Annotated in this window: 15 protein-coding genes and 1 pseudogene; 13 read left to right on the plus strand and 3 right to left on the minus strand. The window is 72.3% G+C overall.

Annotation, left to right across the window (positions count from 1 at the left end; all coding sequences use genetic code 11):
• Positions 1-6 precede the first annotated feature (6 nt).
• Complete coding sequence (locus ACIRQ9_RS30660; RefSeq protein ID WP_404180584.1) at positions 7-1,242, minus strand: MFS transporter; 1,236 nt, start codon at positions 1,240-1,242, stop codon at positions 7-9.
• Positions 1,243-2,175: 933 nt separating this feature from the next.
• Here ACIRQ9_RS30660 and fusA point away from each other — a divergent pair.
• The 8 genes from fusA to ACIRQ9_RS30700 all read left to right on the plus strand — a co-directional run bounded on the left by fusA (position 2,176) and on the right by ACIRQ9_RS30700 (position 12,995).
• The gene (gene fusA, locus ACIRQ9_RS30665) at positions 2,176-4,242 is read left to right on the plus strand and encodes an elongation factor G (RefSeq protein ID WP_404180587.1); all 2,067 of its coding nucleotides are present in this window, start codon (positions 2,176-2,178) and stop codon (positions 4,240-4,242) included.
• A 623-nt stretch (positions 4,243-4,865) separates the two neighbouring features.
• Positions 4,866-6,182, plus strand: a complete 1,317-nt coding sequence (locus ACIRQ9_RS30670) for an ABC transporter substrate-binding protein (protein ID WP_404180590.1) — start codon at positions 4,866-4,868, stop codon at positions 6,180-6,182.
• Positions 6,183-6,187: 5 nt separating this feature from the next.
• A complete protein-coding gene (locus tag ACIRQ9_RS30675; RefSeq protein WP_404180592.1) occupies positions 6,188-7,180 on the plus strand; it encodes a carbohydrate ABC transporter permease in 993 nt (330 codons plus the stop codon).
• Positions 7,173-8,033: a carbohydrate ABC transporter permease gene (locus tag ACIRQ9_RS30680; RefSeq protein WP_404180595.1), complete on the plus strand. Its 861-nt coding sequence runs from the start codon at positions 7,173-7,175 to the stop codon at positions 8,031-8,033. The genes ACIRQ9_RS30675 and ACIRQ9_RS30680 overlap by 8 nt, the downstream gene beginning before the upstream one ends.
• 38 nt (positions 8,034-8,071) lie before the next feature.
• The gene (locus ACIRQ9_RS30685) at positions 8,072-9,430 is read left to right on the plus strand and encodes a GH1 family beta-glucosidase (RefSeq protein WP_404180598.1); all 1,359 of its coding nucleotides are present in this window, start codon (positions 8,072-8,074) and stop codon (positions 9,428-9,430) included.
• Between the two features lie 142 nt (positions 9,431-9,572).
• Positions 9,573-11,447, plus strand: a complete 1,875-nt coding sequence (locus ACIRQ9_RS30690) for a discoidin domain-containing protein (protein WP_404180601.1) — start codon at positions 9,573-9,575, stop codon at positions 11,445-11,447.
• Positions 11,448-11,523: 76 nt separating this feature from the next.
• On the plus strand, positions 11,524-12,225 hold the full coding sequence (locus tag ACIRQ9_RS30695; RefSeq protein ID WP_404180604.1) for a hypothetical protein: 702 nt from the start codon (positions 11,524-11,526) through the stop codon (positions 12,223-12,225).
• Between the two features lie 50 nt (positions 12,226-12,275).
• The gene (locus tag ACIRQ9_RS30700) at positions 12,276-12,995 is read left to right on the plus strand and encodes a YcnI family protein (RefSeq protein ID WP_404180607.1); all 720 of its coding nucleotides are present in this window, start codon (positions 12,276-12,278) and stop codon (positions 12,993-12,995) included.
• Positions 12,996-13,079: 84 nt separating this feature from the next.
• Here the strand turns inward: ACIRQ9_RS30700 and ACIRQ9_RS30705 are convergent, their stop codons facing one another.
• Entirely contained in the window at positions 13,080-13,964 is an 885-nt protein-coding gene (locus ACIRQ9_RS30705; RefSeq protein WP_404180610.1) for a CDP-alcohol phosphatidyltransferase family protein, read from the minus strand.
• A gap of 121 nt (positions 13,965-14,085) precedes the next feature.
• Between ACIRQ9_RS30705 and ACIRQ9_RS30710 the strand changes: the two genes are divergently transcribed.
• The 5 genes and pseudogenes from ACIRQ9_RS30710 to ACIRQ9_RS30730 form a co-directional block, all read left to right on the plus strand.
• A complete protein-coding gene (locus ACIRQ9_RS30710) occupies positions 14,086-15,069 on the plus strand; it encodes a zinc-binding alcohol dehydrogenase (protein WP_404180613.1) in 984 nt (327 codons plus the stop codon).
• A gap of 150 nt (positions 15,070-15,219) precedes the next feature.
• Positions 15,220-15,618 carry a 6-pyruvoyl trahydropterin synthase family protein gene (locus ACIRQ9_RS30715; protein WP_404180615.1) on the plus strand — a complete coding sequence of 133 codons (399 nt, stop codon included), beginning with the start codon at positions 15,220-15,222 and terminating at the stop codon, positions 15,616-15,618.
• Positions 15,615-16,826, plus strand: a complete 1,212-nt coding sequence (locus ACIRQ9_RS30720) for a glycosyltransferase family 4 protein (RefSeq protein WP_404180618.1) — start codon at positions 15,615-15,617, stop codon at positions 16,824-16,826. The genes ACIRQ9_RS30715 and ACIRQ9_RS30720 overlap by 4 nt, the downstream gene beginning before the upstream one ends.
• Positions 16,823-17,863 (plus strand): trans-aconitate methyltransferase, encoded by a 1,041-nt coding sequence (locus ACIRQ9_RS30725; RefSeq protein ID WP_404180621.1) that lies wholly within the window; start codon positions 16,823-16,825, stop codon positions 17,861-17,863. The genes ACIRQ9_RS30720 and ACIRQ9_RS30725 overlap by 4 nt, the downstream gene beginning before the upstream one ends.
• Positions 17,860-18,789: pseudogene (locus tag ACIRQ9_RS30730) on the plus strand (YbhN family protein); the annotation flags it as partial. The gene ACIRQ9_RS30725 and the pseudogene ACIRQ9_RS30730, both read left to right, overlap by 4 nt.
• A 50-nt stretch (positions 18,790-18,839) precedes the next feature.
• On the opposite strand, the gene ACIRQ9_RS30735 reads toward ACIRQ9_RS30730, so the two are convergent.
• Positions 18,840-19,598, minus strand: a complete 759-nt coding sequence (locus ACIRQ9_RS30735) for a creatininase family protein (protein ID WP_404180624.1) — start codon at positions 19,596-19,598, stop codon at positions 18,840-18,842.
• Between the last annotated feature and the right edge of the window lie 25 nt (positions 19,599-19,623).

Consider the following 19,623-nt stretch of genomic DNA (forward strand, 5'->3'; position numbering starts at 1 on the left):
GGACGGTCAGGCCGAGGGCTCCGTCACGGTGTGCTCGCCGCGCCGGACGAAGGTCAGGCCCGCCCACGTCATCGCCGCCAGCGGGATGACACCCGAGACGATCACCTGGCCCTGGCTGGAGACCAGGCTGTTCGGAGTGCCCAGCAGGTAGCCGAGGCCGATGCAACTGCGGGACAGCGCCTGGAAGCAGGCCCAGGCGCTGCCGTGCACCTCGGCGGGGACCCGTGAGTGCACCGCGTTGCGCAGACCGACGTTGCACGCGCCGTTGCCGAAGCCCGCGACGAGGAACAGCGGGAAGATCACCGCGGCGACCGGGATCAGGCCGGTGAGGAGCAGGCCCAGGCCGATGCCCGAGACGCCGCCGACGATCAGCAGGGCGTGCCGTTCCGACCAGCGCGCGCGGCCCGCGAGCAGGGCGCCGGGCACCGACCCCAGGGCCCAGGTCGCCAGCATCAGGCCGAAGACGGTGTCGTTGCCGTTGACGATGTCACGCAGGTAGAAGACGCCCGCGACGTTCTCGATGCTGGTGGCCAGCATCGCCGCCGCCAGCGCGGGCATCAGCGTGCCCACCACGGGCGCGTCGCGCAGCGCCCGGAAACCGTCCCCGAGCTTCGTCGCGGGGCGGCGGCCGATCACCACGTCCACGCTGCTCGGCACCGCCCACAGGGTGCACCCCGCGAGCACCAGGAAGGACGCGGCGTCCACCCCGAGGAGCGCGCCGGTGCCCCACTGGGAGTTGAGGAACCCGGCCAGCGCGGGCCCCACCAGTCCCGCCACGGACATGCCGGCCATCAGCAGGCTGTTGGCCCGGCCGGTGTGCCGCTCGCCCGCGACGGCGGGCAGCATCTTGAACCCGGCGGCCACCGACGCCACCGCGGCCAGGGAGGACAGTGCGATCAGGGCGACCTTCACGTGGAAACCGCCGACGAAGGTGGCCGCGCCGAGGAACAGCGACTGGGTCAGCAGTGCCCACAGGCAGACCGTGCGCGCGCTGAACCGGTCGACGACGGAGCCGATCAGCGGTGCCGCGAGCACCGTCGGGACGAGTTCGGCGAGCATCACCTCGGTCACCCCGAAGCGGAGGTCCCGGTCGGCCGCGTGCAGCACCAGTCCCAGCGAGGCGAGGGTGTCGCCCACCCTGGAGAACAGTGTTCCCGCGATGAGCACCTGCGCGGCGACCGGCATCGTGGTGGTCCTGCGCAGCGCGGCGAACGGTGTTCTCCGCGTCTTTTGCGTATCCAATCCAGTCCAATCCGTCCACTTGCCGTGCTCATGCTGTCCGCTCGCCGATCAGATTAGGCCTGCGAGCCGAGCGATGGAGCGTCCACCGGCCACCGGCAAGGGCTGCTTTCCGGCCTTTGCGTGCACCTCCCGAAGCCGGTGACCGGTCCTAATTTCTCAGCCAGGAACGTTGCTTCACCGAATGTCCACACATGTTCCACATCAACTCCCGGCCGTCCGGGATTGGCCGGCCCGTTCCCCGTGTCACCCGCGACGACGTGCATCCGGGGCGTTTTGGGCGACCTTTCCCGAGCCGGCCGTACCGGCCCCCCGCAAGGGGGTCCCGATGTCCCGCTGGGGGCGGGAAAGCGCACTTTTCGGCCAATCGCTGGAGTTGCGGCGGTCTCTTCCGGCGGACACCGTCCGCGCCGGGCGCCGAATCGGAAAGCGCGTACCGTGGCGGTGGGGTTATCGATGCCCGCCCGATGAATGTCCGGAAAATGTCGGGGCAACGGGACGTCCCATTCCCTGAAGAGCGGCGAAAGGGAACGAACCGGAATCGCCGGGACGCGCAAGTCCCCTGGTCGGAAAAGTGCGTGCCGTCTCCGGAGCCGCAGCCTACACTCGCTCGGTATCACGCACCGTAGCCGCGAAAGGCGGTCGCGGCGCTTTTCCGTGACGAGTTCGGACGAGGGAGAGGAGAGGACGATGCGCGACCGCGCGACCGCCGGCTCCTCCCGTTCCCGCTACGACGTGATCCTCGTGTCCCCGTCTCCCCGGTACCCGCTGCGCGGCCGGTACCGGACTCCGTGACGCCGATCCGGCTCGTCAACTCTGTTCATCCGCAAAGACATTGACGTGCCGTCAGTCGCAGCCGGATGAACTTCGCCGCACGGAAATCGCGCCGCCCATTCCAGGACCCGTCCGGGAACCGCATTCGAAAGGCAACGGGCCATGCGCGCCGAAGTCCACCCGAACTCCGTCAACTCCCTCGCGGCCGTTCGCAACCTGGGCATCCTCGCCCACGTCGACGCCGGAAAGACCACCGTCACCGAACGCATCCTCTTCACCACCGGCACCATCCACAAACGCGGTGAAGTGCACGACGGCACCACCGTCACCGATTTCGACCCCCAGGAACGCGACCGCGGCATCACCATCTTCGCCGCGGCCGTCAGCTGCGCCTGGGACGGCCACCGCGTCAACCTCATCGACACCCCCGGCCATGTCGACTTCACCGACGAGGTCGAGCGCTCCCTGCGCGTCCTCGACGGCGCGGTCGCCGTGTTCGACGCGGTGGCCGGCGTCGAGCCGCAGAGCGAGTCGGTGTGGCGGCAGGCCGACCGGCACGGCGTGCCGAGGATCGCCTTCGTCAACAAGCTGGACCGGGCCGGCGCCACCCTCGACGGCGCCGTCGAGTCGATCCGCGCCCGGCTGCACCCGGCCCCGCTCGTCGTCCAGTTGCCCATCGGCGCGGAGGACGGCTTCACCGGCGTCGTCGACCTCGTGCGCATGCGCGCGCTGGTGTGGCCGGACGACGGCGGCACGGCGGTGACGGGGCCGGTCCCCGACGGACTGCGCGCGGAGGCGGAGCGCAGGCGGCGCCTGCTGGAGGAGGCGGTCGCCGGCCTGCATCCGGCCGCGCTGGAGGAGTTCTGCGCGCCGGCCGGCCGGCTGTCGGACGGCACGCTGCGCACCGCCCTGCGGGATCTCACCCTGACCGGTCAGGGCCTCGTCGTCCTGTGCGGCTCCGCCTACCGCAACCGGGGCATCGAACCCCTGCTGGACGCGGTCGTGGCCTGTCTGCCCTCGCCGCTGGACGTGCCCGCCGTGCGCGGCACCCATCAGGGCGCCGAGCTGCGGCGGGCCGCCGACCCCGGGGGCCCGTTCGCCGCGCTCGCGTTCAAGGTGACCGCGACGCCCACCGGGCGCCTCACCCATCTCCGCGTCTACTCCGGCACGATCGAGAAAGGAGACACCGTGTGGGACCCGGTGACCGGCCGCACCGAACGCGTCGCCCGCATCCTCCGCGTCATGGCCGGGCGGCACGAGCCGGTCGAGCGCGCGGTGGCCGGTGACATCGTCGCCGTCGTCGGACCGAGGTCGGCCCGTCCCGGCTCCACGCTGTGCACGCCGGACGCGCCGGTGCTGCTGGAGCCGCCCGCCGTCCCGGACCCCGTGGTGTCCGTCGCCGTCGAGGCCCGGCGCAGGACCGACACCGGCCGGCTGGCCGAGGCGCTGGCCCGGCTGACCGAGGGGGATCCCTCGCTGGTGGTGCGCTCCGACCCGGAGACGGGGCAGACGGTGCTGTCCGGGATGGGCGAACTGCATCTGGAGGTGGCCGTGGCGAAGGTCCTGGCCGACGGCGGTCCCGAGGTCGCGGTGGGCCGGCCGCGGGTGGCGCTGCGGGAGGCGCCGGCACGCGGGGTGACCGGCTTCGCCTACCGGCACGTCCACCAGACCGGTGGTGCGGGGCAGTTCGCGCACGTCGTCCTGGACGTCGAACCGCTCGGGCACGAGGCGGGCTTCGCGTTCCGGTCGGCGGTCGTCGGCGGCCGGGTGCCCCAGGAGTACGTCCGCGCGGTCGAGGCCGGCTGCCGGGACGCGCTCACCGAGGGCCCGCTCGGCGGCCACCCGGTCACCGGGCTGCGGGTCACGCTCACCGACGGCTCCACGCACGTGAAGGACTCCTCCGACACGGCGTTCCGCACGGCGGGCAGGCTCGGTCTCCGCGAGGCCCTGCGCGACTGCGGGACGGTCCTGCTGGAGCCGGTCGCCGAGGTCACGGTCACCGTGCCGGAGGACGCGGTGGGCGGGGTGCTGGGCGACCTGGCCGCCCGGCGCGGCCGGGTCACGGGTTCCGCGGCCCGGGGCGGGTCCGCGGTGCTGACCGCCACCGTGCCGCTGGCCGAACTCTTCGGCTACGCGACCCGGTTGCGCGGCCGTACCCGAGGCCGGGGCACCTTCACCGCCCGCCCGACGGGCTACGCCCCGGCCCCACCCCCGACACCCGCCCACTGAGAGGAGGGGCCCCGGGCACACCACCCCGGGGCCCCGTCTCCCGGCCCGCAGCCTCCGCTGCCCCGCCCCACCACCTCCGGCGCCGGCCCGCCCCGTGGTGTGTCCCGCCATACGAAGCGGCGCCCCGCGCTCCGGCTCAGGCGGGTCGCGGGCCGACCGGGCGAGTCGCGGGACGACCGGCGATGGTGTCCCGCGGCGCCCGGCGGAGTGCCCTGCCGGGGTGGGCCGCGGGGTCCTGGCTCGCCCGCTCCGCCCGGACCGGTGCGCCGGTCGAGGCAGTGCGGCGGGGTGCCCCGCCGCACGCAAGCCCCCCGTCGAAACACAACCGTTGTGGAACGCCCCGTGAGCGCTCCTCGTCCAGGTCGCCCCGCTTCGGCGCAGGTCACGCCGCTTGGGGTGCGCGCGGGACCCGGGCGGAACCGCCTGTTCCCCGTCCCGCCTGCGCGGACACCCGTGCCGGATCCCTTGACGAGTCCGTGTTCGGGGGATTAACTCACGTCCTAAATTAAGCCATGAGGGGGCTTCTGAAGCCGAACGGTGGCCTCGGTGTCCGCACGTGCGGACAACGGCCGCCGCGAAGCCCTCTCGGGGTTCTCGACTCCCGGAAAGGCACAGCTGGAGCCATGCGCAGCATCCGAGCCGCGGCCGTAGGCGCCGTCACCATGTCTCTCGCCCTCGCGGCCACGGCCTGCGGTGGCGGTTCGTCCACCGGCGGCGGGTCCAACGACTCCCCGAAGACGCTCACCTACTGGGCCTCCAACCAGGGTGCCAGCATCGCGATCGACAAGAAGACGCTCCAGCCGGAGCTCGACAAGTTCCAGAAGCAGACCGGCATCAAGGTCAAGCTGGAGGTCGTGCCCTGGTCGGACCTCCTCAACCGCATCCTGACCGCGACCACCTCCGGCCAGGGCCCCGACGTGCTCAACATCGGCAACACGTGGAGCGCCTCGCTGCAGGCGACCGGCGCGCTGCTGCCCTGGGACGCCAAGAACTTCGACAAGATCGGCGGCAAGGACCGCTTCGTCGACTCCGCGCTCGGCTCCACGGGTGCCGAGGGCAAGGACCCGGCGGCCGTCCCGCTGTACTCGATGGCCTACGCCCTCTACTACAACAAGAAGATCTTCGCCGACGCCGGCATCGCCAAGCCCCCGGTCACCTGGGACGAGTTGATCGCGGACGGCAAGAAGATCCAGGCGAAGGGCAAGTCGGCCCTCGGCGCCGAGGGCGGCAACGTCTCGGAGAACATCCACCACGTCTTCGTCTTCGCCAAGCAGCACGGCGGCGACTTCTTCACCGCCGACGGCAAGCCCAACTTCACCGACCCGAAGGTCGTCGACGCGGTCAAGCAGTACGTCGACCTGATGGCCAAGGACAAGGTCATCCCGACCGGCGACGCCGAGTACGCGCAGAACCAGTCGGTCAGCGACTTCGCCAAGGGCAAGCAGGCGATGCTGCTGTGGCAGTCGGCGGCCGCCAACCTCAAGTCGCAGGGCATGAGCGAGAGCGACTACGGCATCGCCCCGGTGCCCGTGCAGTCCGGCACCCCCGGCACCGGCGCCCAGACCAACTCGATGGTCGCCGGCATCAACATGGCCGTCTTCAAGAACAGCAAGAACCTCGACGGCGCCACGAAGTTCGTGAAGTTCATGACCAGCGACGAGGAGCAGAAGATCCTCAACACCGCCTACAGCTCCATCCCGCCGGTCAAGTCCGCCCAGGAGGACGCGGCCTTCAACAGCCCGGCCAACGCGGTCCTGAAGAACACCCTCGCCACCAGCGCCGCCGCCCTGCCCCAGGTGGCCGCCGAGTCGCAGTTCGAGACCACCGTCGGTACCGCCGTCAAGAACCTGTTCGCCGCCGTGGCCGCCGGTCACTCGGTCACCGCCGACTCCGTCAAGGCCGAGCTGGAGAAGGCCCAGCAGCAGATGCCGGCGGCCTGAACGCGATGACGACCACCACCACCGCCGTAACAGAGCCGGTGCGTGCGAACTCCCCCGGGACGGCGGGCGGCTCGGGCCGCCGTCCCGGGCGGATCCGCCGGATCGGACTGCCCTACCTGCTGCTCCTGCCCGCCCTGCTGCTCGAACTCCTCGTCCATCTCGTGCCGATGGTCATCGGCGTCGTGATGAGCTTCAAGGAGCTGACCCAGTTCTACATCCGCGACTGGACCACCGCCCCGTGGACGGCGTTCGACAACTACAGGATGTCGGTCGACTTCGACGCCCCGGTCGGCAAGGCCCTGCTGCACTCCTTCTTCGTCACCGTCACCTTCACGCTGCTGTCGGTCGGCCTGTGCTGGCTGATCGGCACCGCGGCCGCGGTGTTCATGCAGGACACCTTCAAGGGCCGGGGCCTGCTGCGGGCCCTGTTCCTGGTGCCGTACGCGCTGCCGGTCTACGCGGCCGTGATCACCTGGGTGTTCATGTTCCAGCACGACAACGGACTGGTGAACCACGTCCTGCACGACCAGCTGCACCTCACCGACCAGCCGTCCTTCTGGCTGATCGGTGACAACAGCTTCTACGCCCTGCTCATCGTGTCGGTGTGGAAGGGCTGGCCGTTCGCCTTCCTGATCGTGATGGCCGGACTCCAGAACATCCCGCGGGAGCTGTACGAGGCGGCCGCGCTGGACGGTGCCGGCATGTGGCAGCAGATCCGCCGCATCACCCTGCCGTCGCTGCGCCCGGTCAACCAGGTGCTCGTCCTGGTCCTGTTCCTGTGGACGTTCAACGACTTCAACACGCCGTACGTGCTGTTCGGCAAGTCCGCGCCGGAGGCCGCCGACCTCATCTCGGTCCACATCTACCAGGCCTCCTTCGTCACCTGGAACTTCGGCACCGGCTCGGCGATGTCCGTGCTCCTGCTGCTGTTCCTGCTGGTGGTCACCGGCGTCTATCTCGCGCTCACCTCACGCGGACGGAGGACCGCCGATGTCTAGCCCCAGCTCGCCGATGGCCCCGCCGCGCTCCTTCCTGTGGGCCCGGGGAATCTTCCTCACGCTGCTGACCGGCTTCGTGCTGATCCCGGTGTACGTGATGATCTCCAGCTCGCTGAAGCCGCTCGCGGACGTCACCGGCAAGTTCCGCTGGCTGCCCAGCGGGCTGACCATCCGCCCGTACATCGACATCTGGTCGACGGTCCCGCTCGCCAAGTACTTCGTGAACTCGCTGATCGTCTCGGTCGCGGCGACGGTCTGCTCGGTCGTGGTCGCGGTGTTCGCCGCCTACGCGGTGAGCCGCTACGAGTTCCGCGGCAAGCGCGTCTTCACGGTCACCGTGCTGTCCACGCAGATGTTCCCCGGCATCCTCTTCCTGCTGCCGCTGTTCCTGCTGTACGTCAACATCGGAAACGCCACCGGCATCGCCCTGTTCGGCTCCCGCGGCGGCCTGATCCTCACCTATCTGACGTTCTCGCTGCCGTTCTCGATCTGGATGCTGATCGGGTACTTCGACTCGGTGCCCAGGGACCTGGACGAGGCGGCCCTGGTGGACGGCTGCGGTCCGCTCGGCGCACTGCTGCGCATCGTGGTGCCCGCCGCGATCCCCGGCATCGTCGCGGTCGCCGTCTACGCCTTCATGACCGCCTGGGGCGAGGTGCTCTTCGCGTCGGTGATGACCAACGACACCACCCGCACCCTGGCCGTCGGCCTGCAGGGCTACTCCACGCTCAACGACGTGTACTGGAACCAGATCATGGCCGCGTCGCTCGTGGTGAGCGTGCCCGTCGTCGCCGGGTTCCTGCTGCTCCAGCGCTACCTCGTCGCCGGGCTGACGGCGGGGGCCGTCAAGTGAACCACCCCAGTCCCGAAGCTTGTCGCGAAAGGAATTCCGTGACCATCGACCTCGCCGCACTCCCGCACGACTTCCTGTGGGGAACGGCAACCGCGGCGTACCAGATCGAGGGAGCCGTAGCCGAGGACGGCCGCGCACCTTCCATCTGGGACACCTTCTCCCACACCCCGGGGAAGATCGCGGGCGACGACAACGGCGACATCGCCTGCGACCACTACCACCGCTGGCGTGAGGACATCGGCCTGATGGGCCGGCTCGGCACCAACGCCTACCGGCTCTCGGTCGCCTGGCCGCGGGTCCGGCCCGGCGGCGACGGCCCCGTCAACGCCAAGGGCCTCGACTTCTACGACGAGTTGATCGACGCCCTGCTGGCGGCCGGCATCACCCCGTCGGTCACGCTCTACCACTGGGACCTGCCGCAGGCCCTCCAGGACCGCGGCGGCTGGCCGGAGCGGGCGACCGCCGAGCACTTCGCCGCCTACGCCTCCGTGGTCGCCGAACGCCTCGGCGACCGGGTCAAGCACTGGACCACCCTCAACGAGCCGTCCTGCTCGGCCTGGATCGGCCACCTGGAAGGCACGATGGCGCCGGGTCTGACCGACCTGACGGCCGCCGTCCGCGCCTCCTACCACCTGCTCCTCGGCCACGGCCTGGCCGCGCAGGCGATCCGCGCCGCCGCCCCCGGCGCCGAGGTCGGCATCGTGAACAACCTCTCCACGGTGTTCGCCGCCTCGGACCGTCCCGAGGACGAGGCCGCCGTCCGCCGCCACGACGGGCACGTCAACCGCTGGTGGCTCGACCCGGTGCACGGCCGCGGCTTCCCCGCCGACATGGTCGAGACGTACGGCGTCGAACTCCCCGAGCGCGCCGGCGACCTGGAGACCATCGCCACCCCGCTGGACTGGCTGGGCCTGAACTACTACTTCCCGGCCTACATCGAGAACGACCCGGAAGGACCGGCCCCGTACGCCCGTTCCGTGCGCCGCCCGGACGTCCCGCGCACCGGCATGGACTGGGAGATCGACGCGAGCGGCATCGAGACGCTGCTGCTGCGCCTCACGAACGAGTACGGCGCCCGCAAGCTGTACGTCACCGAGAACGGCTCGGCCTACCCGGACGTGATCCGCCCCGACGGCACGATCGACGACCCGGAGCGCCAGGAGTACCTGGTCGGCCACCTCGCGGCCTGCGCCTCGGCGGCCCGCAAGGGCGCGCCGCTGGCCGGGTACTTCGCCTGGTCGCTGCTGGACAACTTCGAGTGGGCCTACGGCTACGACAAGCGGTTCGGTCTGGTCCACGTCGACTACAAGACCCAGGTCCGCACCATCAAGGGCACCGGCCACCGGTACGCGGACATCATCCGCGACCACCGGGGACAGGTCCGCAAGGCGGCCTGACCGAATCGGCGGTGGACGCGGTCCAGGGGAGTTCCGCGTCCACCGCACGGCATCTGCACGCGCATGCACGACGGGCCGCGAGCACCATCCTCTGATCTGTCATGAACACAACATGTGCACCATCGGCACTCAGGAGAACCGCATGCCAACCCGCATCCCCCGTACCCTCCTGGCCGCCCTCGCGACGGCCGCCCTGCTGGCCTCGGGCCCGGTCCTCGCCGTACCGGCGTCCGCCGCCGCTGCCGCCGTGACCTGGGACACCGACCGTGCGAACACCGCCTTCACGGCGAACCCGAACGCCGTCACCGCCTCCGGCAGCGAGAACGGCGGCACCGCCGCGGGCCTCGCGTTCGACGGCAACGGCTCCACCCGCTGGTCCAGCAACTTCGCGGACGACGCCTGGATCCGGATCGACCTCGGCACCACGATCCGCATCGACCGGGTGGTCCTCGACTGGGAGGCCGCCTACGGCAAGAGGTACGTCCTGGAGGCCTCGAAGAACGGCACGGACTGGACGCCGTTCTACACCGAGACGGCGGGCACCGGCGGCTCGGTCACCGCGAGCACCTACCCGCAGGAGGTCACCGGCCGCTACGTCCGGATGCGCGGCATCGAGCGCGCCACCCCCTACGGCTACTCCCTGTGGAACTTCAAGGTCTACGGCGGCGAACCCGCCCCCGCCTCCTCGGCCGTCACCAACCTCGCCCTCAACCACCCGGCGTACTCCACCTACTACCAGCACGCGGGCGTCTCGCCGGCCTTCGCCACCGACGGCGGCTGGCCCGCCGACCTCAAGGGCGACTCCACCCGCTGGTCGAGCGACTGGAACGCCGACCGCTGGATCTCCGTCGACCTGGGCGCCCGGTCCACGATCTCCTCCGTGGACCTCTACTGGGAGTCGGCGTACGCCGTCGACTACCTCCTCCAGGTCTCCGACGACAACACCAACTGGCGCACGGTGTACGAGCCGTCGGCCGCCGCCATCGCCTCCCGCCGCGCGAACGTCGCCGCTCCCGGGGACGCGGCGGGCCTGCACGACACCGTCACCCTCCCCTCCCCGGCCACCGGCCGCTACGTCCGGATGCTCGGCAAGGAACGCCGCAGCTTCTACAACCCGGCGCCCTACACCGCGCAGTTCGGCTACTCCCTCTACGAGTTCCAGGTCTGGGGCACCGGCGGCACCGCGGCGGCCGCCTACCCCGCCCTCCCGGCCGACCAGTCGGGCTCCTACCAGACCACGTTCTTCGACGACTTCACCGGCAGCTCCCTGGACCGCTCCAAGTGGCGGGTGGTGCGCACCGGCACCGAGATGGGCCCGGTCAACGGCGAGTCCCAGGCGTACGTCGACTCGCCGAACAACGTCGTCACGCAGAACGGCGAGCTGCTCCTCAAGGCGAAGTACTGCAAGGGCTGCACCCAGGCGGGCGGCGGCACCTACGACTTCACGTCCGGGCGCATCGACACCAACACCCACTTCGACTTCACCTACGGCAAGGTCAGCGCCCGCATGAAGCTGCCCGTCGGCGACGGCTTCTGGCCCGCGTTCTGGCTGCTCGGCAGCAACGTCGACAACCCCTCGGTCTCCTGGCCGGCCTCCGGCGAGACCGACATCATGGAGAACATCGGCTACCCGACCTGGACCAGCACCGCCCTGCACGGCCCCGGCTACTCGGCCGACGGCAACATCGGCGCCCGCCAGACCTACCCGAACGGCGGCACCGCCGACCAGTGGCACACCTACGCGGTGGAGTGGACGCCCACGGCGATGCGCTTCTACGTCGACGACACGCTGGTGCAGGAGACCACCCGCAACAAGGTGGAGTCCACGCGCGGCCAGTGGGTCTACGACCACAACCAGTACGTCATCCTCAACCTCGCCCTCGGCGGCGCCTACCCGGCCGGCTGGAACCAGGTCACCAGCCCCTACTGGGGCCTGCCGCAGTCCAGCGTCGACAAGATCGCGGGCGGGGGAGTGCAGGCGGAGGTGGACTGGGTGCGGGTCGAGCAGAAGAAGTAGGAGGACCCGACCGCTCGGGCACTGAACCGGCCGTCCACGGCGTGCGTATCTCCCCACCGTGGGAGGATCACTCACCATGAGTGCGTCACCGGCGGTGCGGAGCCTGCGTGCCGCGGTGTTCGCCGCGGTGTGCGTGCTCCTGGCCGCCGCCGGTCACGGCCTCGCCATGGGCGACATGCCGCCGCTGTGGGCCGACGCGGCCGGGTTCGCCGTCGTGTTCGGCCTGGGACGTGCGCTGGCGGGACGGGAGCGCGGTCTCCCGGCGATCGGCGCCGGCATGCTGGCCACCCAGGCCGGACTGCACGTCGGCTTCGCCGCGGCCCGCACAGGCGCACCCGCCCCGCCGGGCACCATGTCCATGGACATGGGCGCCGCCCCCATGGGCGCGGGGCACGCCTCCATGGCGCACATGCCGATGAGTCACCTGCCCGTGACCGACCTGTCCACGGCCCACCCGCACCTGCACGGCCCGGCCATGGCGGTCCTGGCGCACCACCCGCACGCCCTCACCGCGCACGCCACCCTCGCGCACGTCCTCGCCGCCCTGGTCGCCTCCTGGTGGCTGCGGTGCGGCGAGGCGGCGCTGTGGTCGCTGCTGCGCCGCGCGGCGGCCCTCGTACCCGGTCTCGCGGCCTGGTGGCGTGACGCCCCGCTGTCCCGCCCGGTCACCGACCGGCGCCCGGCGCCGGCCGGCCCGATACGCCCCCGCCGACTGCTCGCCCTGCGGCACGCGGTCAGCCGGCGCGGCCCGCCCGCCGCGATCCCGTACCCGGTCTGACCCCCGCACGACCAATCCCCAGACGTCATCCGTACGGAGATCACTCACCCATGTCTGCCCCTTCCGCCCTGCGCCGCGCCGCCACCGTCACCGCGCTCACCGCCGCGTCGGTCCTCGTCGCCGCCGGCGTCGCCTCCGCGCACGTCACCGTCCACCCCGAGAGCTACGCCAAGGGCGCCACCGACGGCGTCCTGACCTTCCGCGTGCCCAACGAGGAGGACACCGCCTCCACCACCGAGGTGCAGGTGTTCCTGCCCACCGACCACCCGGTCCTCGGTGTCCTCGTCTCCCCGCGGGACGGCTGGACCGCCAAGGTGACCACCACCAAGCTCAAGACGCCCGTCAAGACCGACGACGGCACCATCACCGAGGCCGCCTCCGAGATCACCTGGACCGGCGGGAAGATCGGCGCCGGGCAGTTCGAGGACTTCGACGTGGCGTTCGGCCAACTGCCCGAGGACACCGGCCAACTCGCCTTCAAGACCCTGCAGACGTACTCCGACGGCAAGGTCGTCCGCTGGATCGAGCAGGCCGCGAACGGCGCCGAGGAGCCCGAGAACCCGGCCCCGACCCTCAAGCTGACGGCGGCCGGCGCCGACACCGCCCCGACCGCGCCGACCGACAACGGCGCCAAGGCGACGGCGAACGCGTCCGCCGGCACCGACGACTCCACCGCGCGGGGCCTCGGCATCGCGGGGCTGATCGTCGGCGTACTCGGCCTGGCCGCGGCCGCGTTCGCCTTCGCGCGGACGCGGGGCGCACGGTCGTAGCCCGGCACTCGCGGTAGACACAGAAGGGCCCGGACCATCCCCCGGTCCGGGCCCTCGTCGTGCGCGGTCAGCTCACCGGCCGGTTCACCGGACCGCGAGCTCCAGCATCTCCGACTCCTTCGCCCGCGCCTCGACGCGCGCCTCGATGCGGGCCTCGGCACGCACCGTCAGCCGCACCTCGGCCGCCCGCGCCGCCCCCCGCTGCGGCGCCGACTCCGCCACGGCCGCCTCCGAACGGAGCGCCTGAGCCGTCGTCCGCCGCGAGGTGCGCCACAGCCACACCACGTCCCGGCCGAAGGACCACAGCAGGGAGCCGAGCGCCAGCAGGACCACGGCCAGGTTGGCCAGGTACGGCAGCAGGTCCGCGCCCGCGAGGAGCAGGCAGATGCCCTGCATCGCGGCGACCGTCTTGCGGGCCATCGACGGCGGCAGCGGAGCGTTCAGCCAGGGCGCCGCCTTCGCGGCCGCGACGAACGCGTAGCGCATCGCGCCGATCAGCAGCACCCACGGGCCCAACCGCGTGGCGACGTACACGCTGAGCACCAGGATCAGGAACGCGTCGACCTCCATGTCGAAACGCGCGCCCAGCGCGGTGGACGTGCCCGTGCGGCGGGCCACCTTGCCGTCCACACCGTCCAGGATCAGGGCCACGGCGGTCAGGCCGACCAGCAGCGAGACCGGCGGTGAGCTCTCGAAGGAGTCGGCGACCAGCGCCGTCACCCCGCCGACCAGGGTGGCGCGGCCGAGGGTGACGCGGTTGGCGGGCCCGAAGGAGCGCGGGCGGGCGCGGTGCAGGGCTCGGGAGAGCACCGCCCAGGTGGCCGCCGCGAAGACGAGACCCGTCAGCCATCCGGCCGGCCCCAGGCCGATCGCCGACCCGAGCAGGGCCAGCAACAGGATCTGCACGCCCGCTCCGACCGCGGTCTCCTGCTGGACCAGCCTGGCTTCGTAAGTGTTGTTCAGGGCCACCGCACGTCCTCCGGCCGAGTGACAGAGTCGATCAACGCCGCGTACTGTGCGCGGCCTGTGCACTTCTCGCTGTGCACACCTCGGTACGTGAACAACATCCCGATCGTTCAGGAGGACGCCGATGAACCGTTCGGCCCGTGCGTTCTGGCTCCGGTCCCCGGGCCACGGAGAACTGCGTGACGTCACCCTCGCGGCGCCCGCCGACGGCGAGGTGCTGGTGCGCGCGCTGTACTCCGGGGTGAGCCGCGGCACCGAGACGCTGGTGTTCCGCGGCGGGGTGCCGCGGAGCCAGCACGCGGCGATGCGGGCGCCGTTCCAGGAGGGCGAGTTCCCCGGCCCGGTGAAGTACGGCTACCTGAGCGTCGGCGTCGTGGAGGCCGGCCCCGCCGAACTGACCGGACGGACGGTCTTCTGCCTGTACCCGCACCAGACGCGCTACGTCGTCCCGGCGAGCGCGGTGACGGTGGTACCGGAGCGGGTGCCGGCGGCGCGCGCGGTCCTCGCGGGCACCGTGGAGACCGCGGTGAACGCGCTCTGGGACGCCGCGCCCTTGCTCGGCGACCGGATCGCGGTGATCGGCGGCGGCATGGTCGGCTGCTCGGTCGCCGCCCTGCTCGCCCGCTTCCCCGGCGTACGGCTCCAACTGGTCGACGCCGACCCGGCCCGCGCCAGGACCGCCGAGGCGCTGGGCGTGGACTTCGCGACGCCCGAGGACGCCCTCGACGGCTGCGACCTGGTCGTCCACGCCAGCGCCACCGAGCAGGGCCTGACCCGCGCCCTGGAACTCCTCGCACCCGAGGGCACGGTCGTGGAACTCAGCTGGTACGGCGACCGGAGGATCGCGCTCCCGCTCGGCGAGGCCTTCCACTCCCGCCGCCTGACCGTGCGCAGCACCCAGGTCGGCACCGTCTCCCCGGCCGCCCGTCCCGGCCGCGGTTACGCCGAACGGCTGACCCTCGCCCTGGACCTGCTCGCCGACCCGGCGCTGGACGCCCTCATCACCGGAGAAAGCGCGTTCGAGGAGCTGCCGCAGGTGCTCCCAAGGCTCGCCTCCGGGGAGATTCCGGCGCTCTGCCACCGGGTCCGCTACGGCGACGACGGCTGACGCGACGTCCCGCGCGCCCCGCCAGGAGGTCCTGACCTGAGAAAAGAGTCAGAGTGGACTGAACACGGGGAAGCCGAGAACCGTATTAAGGGCATCCTCCGGCAGGGATCCGCCGGGGGACCAGACGCGCCGCACCTGGAGGGTCGTCCGTTGTTCAGCATCACCGTCCGCGATCACATCATGATCGCCCACAGCTTCCACGGCGAGGTGTTCGGCCCCGCGCAGCGACTGCACGGCGCCACGTTCCTGGTGGACGCCACCTTCCGGCGCGAACAGCTGGACGACGACAACATCGTCGTCGACATCGGTCTTGCCACCCAGGAACTCGGTGCCGTGGTCAGCGAGCTGAACTACAGAAACCTCGACAACGAGCCGGACTTCGCCGGGATCAACACCTCCACGGAGTTCCTGGCCAAGGTCATCGCCGACCGGCTGGCCGAGCGGATCGCCAAGGGCGCCCTCGGCGAGGGCGCGCGAGGCCTCGCGGGACTGACCGTCACCCTGCACGAGTCGCACGTCGCGTGGGCGAGTTACGAGCGTGCCCTGTGACCGACGTGACCCTCGGCCGGCCCACGGCGCTCACCTACGTACCCGCGCAGCGCGCGGCGACCACCGACCCGGCCGGCGACCACGCCCCCGCGAACATCGGGATCCTGCCCATGACCCTGCGCAGCGTGCACTTCGTCATGCCCGGCGGTGTGGACGACCTGGCCGTCCCGAGCGGCGGCAACGCCTACGATCGGCGGGTCTGCCTGGATCTGCCCGGCTTCGGCTGGCAGGTCACCCGGCACGCGGTGCCCGGCTCCTGGCCGCGCCCCGACACGGCCGCCCGCGACACCCTCGCCCGCACCCTGCGCGAACTGCCCGACGGCACGGTCGTGCTGCTCGACGGCCTGGTGGCGTGCGGGGTGCCCGAGATCGTCGTACCCGAGGCCGAACGGCTGCGGCTCGCCGTCCTGGTGCACCTGCCGCTCGGCGACGAGACCGGCCTCGACCCCGCCGTCGCCGCCGACCTGGACGCCCGCGAGCGCGCGGTGCTGCGCGCCGTACCGGCCGTGGTCGCCACCAGCGACTGGGCGGTACGGCGGCTGGTGTCGCACCACGGCCTGGCACCCGAACGGGTGCACGTCGCCGCTCCGGGTGCCGACATCGCCCCGCTGGCCGGCGGCACCGACGGCGTCTCGCACCTGCTGTGCGTCGCCGCCGTCACCCCGCGCAAGGGCCAGCACCGCCTGATCGAGGCACTCGCAGCGGTCCGGGACCTGCCGTGGACCTGCACCTGCGTGGGCGGACTCGCCCAGGACCCCGAATACGTCGCCCACCTGCGCTCGCTGATCGCCCGGCACGGACTGACGGACCGCCTGCACCTGGCCGGACCGCGTTCCGGCGCCGACCTGGACGCGAGTTACGCCGCCGCCGACCTGATGGTCCTCACCTCCTACGCCGAGACCTACGGCATGGCGGTCACCGAGGCGCTCGCCCGGGGCATCCCGGTGCTCGCCACCGACGTCGGCGGCCTGCCGGAAGCGGTGGGGAGGGCGCCCGACGGCGGGGTGCCAGGCATCCTGGTGCCGCCGGAGGACCCCGCCGCGCTCGCCGCCGAACTGCGCGGCTGGTTCGGCGAGGCGGACGTACGCCGGCGCCTGAAGTCCGCCGCGCGCGGCCGGCGCGCGGCGCTCGACGGCTGGGCGACCACCGCCCGCAGCCTGGCCGGAGTCCTGCTGAGGCTCCCCGACGAACCCCGGAGGGCGGCATGAGCGAGACGACGGCCACCGTCCCGGCCGGCGCGGTCCCCGCGCAGCCGGGACCCGCGCGGGACACGGACACAGCCGCGGGAGGAGAGCACATGGATGCCGCAACGTCCGGTGAGCCGGGGCGGTTCGAGGCGATAGCCGGGGCCGGTCCGGTGGTCCGGCTGGGCGAGCGGGCCACCCTGCGGCTGCGCGAGGACGCGCCCGAGGAACCGGCCCGGTACGCCCCCGAGTGGCTGGAGCTGCGCGAGAGCGCGGACGCGGCCGCCCGCTCCCACGACCTGCTGGACCCGCTGCGGATCCGGCTGGCCGAACTGCCCGGCGGGCCGGGCGGTCTGGTCGTGCACGACCTGGGCTGCGGCACCGGCTCCATGGGCCGCTGGCTGGCGCCGCGCCTGGACGGCGCCCAGCACTGGGTCCTGCACGACCGCGACCCCTACCTGCTGCACTTCGCGGCGGTCGCCTCGCCGCGGGTGGCCGCGGACGGCGGCCGCGTCACGGTGGAGACCCGGCGGGGCGACGTCGCCCGGCTCACCCCCGACGCGCTCACCGGCGCCTCGCTGGTCACCGCCTCCGCGCTCCTGGACGTCCTCACCCGGGAGGAGATCGACACCCTCGCCGACGCCTGCACCGGAGCCGGCTGCCCCGCCCTGCTCACCCTGTCGGTCGCCGGACGCGTCGAGTTCGCCACCCCGCACCCGCTGGACGCGGAACTGACGCAGGCCTTCAACGCCCACCAGCGGCGCGGCGGGATGCTCGGCCCGGACGCCGTCGACGCCGCCTGCGAGGCCTTCGCCGACCGCGGCGCGACCGTGAAGGTGAACCCCAGCCCCTGGCGCCTCGGCCCCGACGCGAGGGCGCTCACCGAGCAGTGGCTGCGCGGCTGGGTCGGCGCGGCCGTCGAGGAGCGCCCCGAACTGGCCGCGCGTGCCGAGACCTACCTGGCCGAACGGCTCGCCGCCTGCGCGGCCGGCGACCTGCGGGTGGTCCTGCACCACAGCGACCTGCTGGCCCTCACCCGGCCGACGGGAGGCCACCGATGACCACCCCCGCCCTGGTCCGCGAGCCCGCTCCGCTCGCCCCGGTGAGCCAAGGCAGGCGCCTCACCTTCCGCGCCGTCCGCCCGCACCTGGGCACCGCCGCCGGTGTCGCCATCATCGCCGTGCTGCTGTGGCGGCTCGGCACCGGCGTCTTCGTCGACGGACTGCGCCGCATCGACACCCCGACGCTGGTCATCGGCCTGGCGATCGGCGCGGCCACGACCGTACTGAGCGCCTGGCGCTGGCAGTTGGTGGCCCGCAGCCTCGGCCTGAGGCTGCCGCTCGGGCCCGCCGTCGGCGACTACTACCGCGCGCTGTTCCTCAACGCGGCGCTGCCCGGCGGAGTGCTCGGCGACGTGCACCGGGCGGTGCGGCACGGGCAGAGCGAGGGCGACATCGGGCGCGGGGTGCGCGCGGTCGTGCTGGAACGGGCCGCGGGACAGGTCGCGTTGACGGTGTTCGGCGCGGGCGCGCTGCTCATCCTGCCCTCGCCGGTCCGCGCCCAGGCGCGCGACTTCGCCCCGCTGGTGGCGGCCGCACTGGTCGGCGCCTGCGCGGTGGTGGCCGCCGTGCGGATGAACCGGGCCCCGGGCAAGCGGGCCGGCGCCCTGCGCGCGACCCTCGCCGAGGCCCGCCAGGCCCTGCTGTCACGGCGGAACGGTCCGGGCGTCGCGCTGTCCTCGGCGGCGATCCTCGCCGGGCACGTGGTGATGTTCGTGGTGGCCGCGCGGGTCGCCGGTTCGGCCGCCTCCGTGGCCGCGCTGACGCCGATCGCGGTGCTCGCCCTGGTCGCCATGGGCCTGCCGCTGAACGTCGGCGGCTGGGGCCCCCGGGAGGGCGTCACCGCCTGGGCGTTCGCCGCGGCCGGCCTCGGCGCGGACAGCGGGCTCGCCACCGCCGTCGTCTACGGCGTCCTCAGCTTCGTGGCGGCCCTGCCGGGGCTGGTGGTCCTGGTCGTCCGCTGGATCGCCGCGCTGCGCTACTCCCGTGCCGAGGTGAGCAGTTCGAAAACCGCGCCGAAGGAATCGGCGAGGCTCGCCAGGAGTACCTTCCCCTTTTCCGCCGACCCGAGGGAGGGGCGGCCGATGACGCCCGACTCGGTATAAGCGGACATTCCCAGGGTGAGGAGATGACGACGGTCGTCAGCGGTGAAATCGGCGGACTCGTGACCAGGGCGGACCAATTCGGGATGAGCGTGCAGCAGAATCGAGGTCTCGATTTCTCCGGCGTGCATGTCGGTGAGCGCCGAGGTCTCCACCCCGGCCCGGGACAGCGCCGTCTCCCAGTCCTCCGCGGCCGGGTAGAGGGCCGTCCGCTCGCCCCGTGCCGACGCCTCCTGGACGACGTTGCCCAGCACGTAGTTGCCGCCGTGCCCGTTGACCACGACCAGTGCGTCGACGCCCGAGCGGCGCAACGATTCCGCGATGTCCCGGACCACGGCGTGCAGGGTCACCGAGGAGATGCTGACGGTTCCGGGCCAGGCCGCGTGCTCGTGCGAGCAGGACACCGTCACCGGCGGAAGGAGGTGCACCGGGAACGCGTCGGAGATCTCCCGGGCCACGGCACAGGCGACGAGCGTGTCCGTCGCCAGCGGAAGGAAGGGGCCGTGCTGTTCGTAGCTGCCCACGGGAAGGACGGCGACCTGTGTTGAAACGCCCGCCCCCCTGGTCCGTACCTCTTCCGTGGTGTCCGTCGGCAACAAGCCGTATGCCGTCGTCCGCGCGCCCGAACCATTCATCGTTTCACGGCCTTTCGTCTCCTCT

Origin of the sequence: Streptomyces sp. NPDC101237 (assembly GCF_044767465.1) — a bacterium.
Lineage (GTDB): Bacteria > Actinomycetota > Actinomycetes > Streptomycetales > Streptomycetaceae > Streptomyces > Streptomyces gramineus.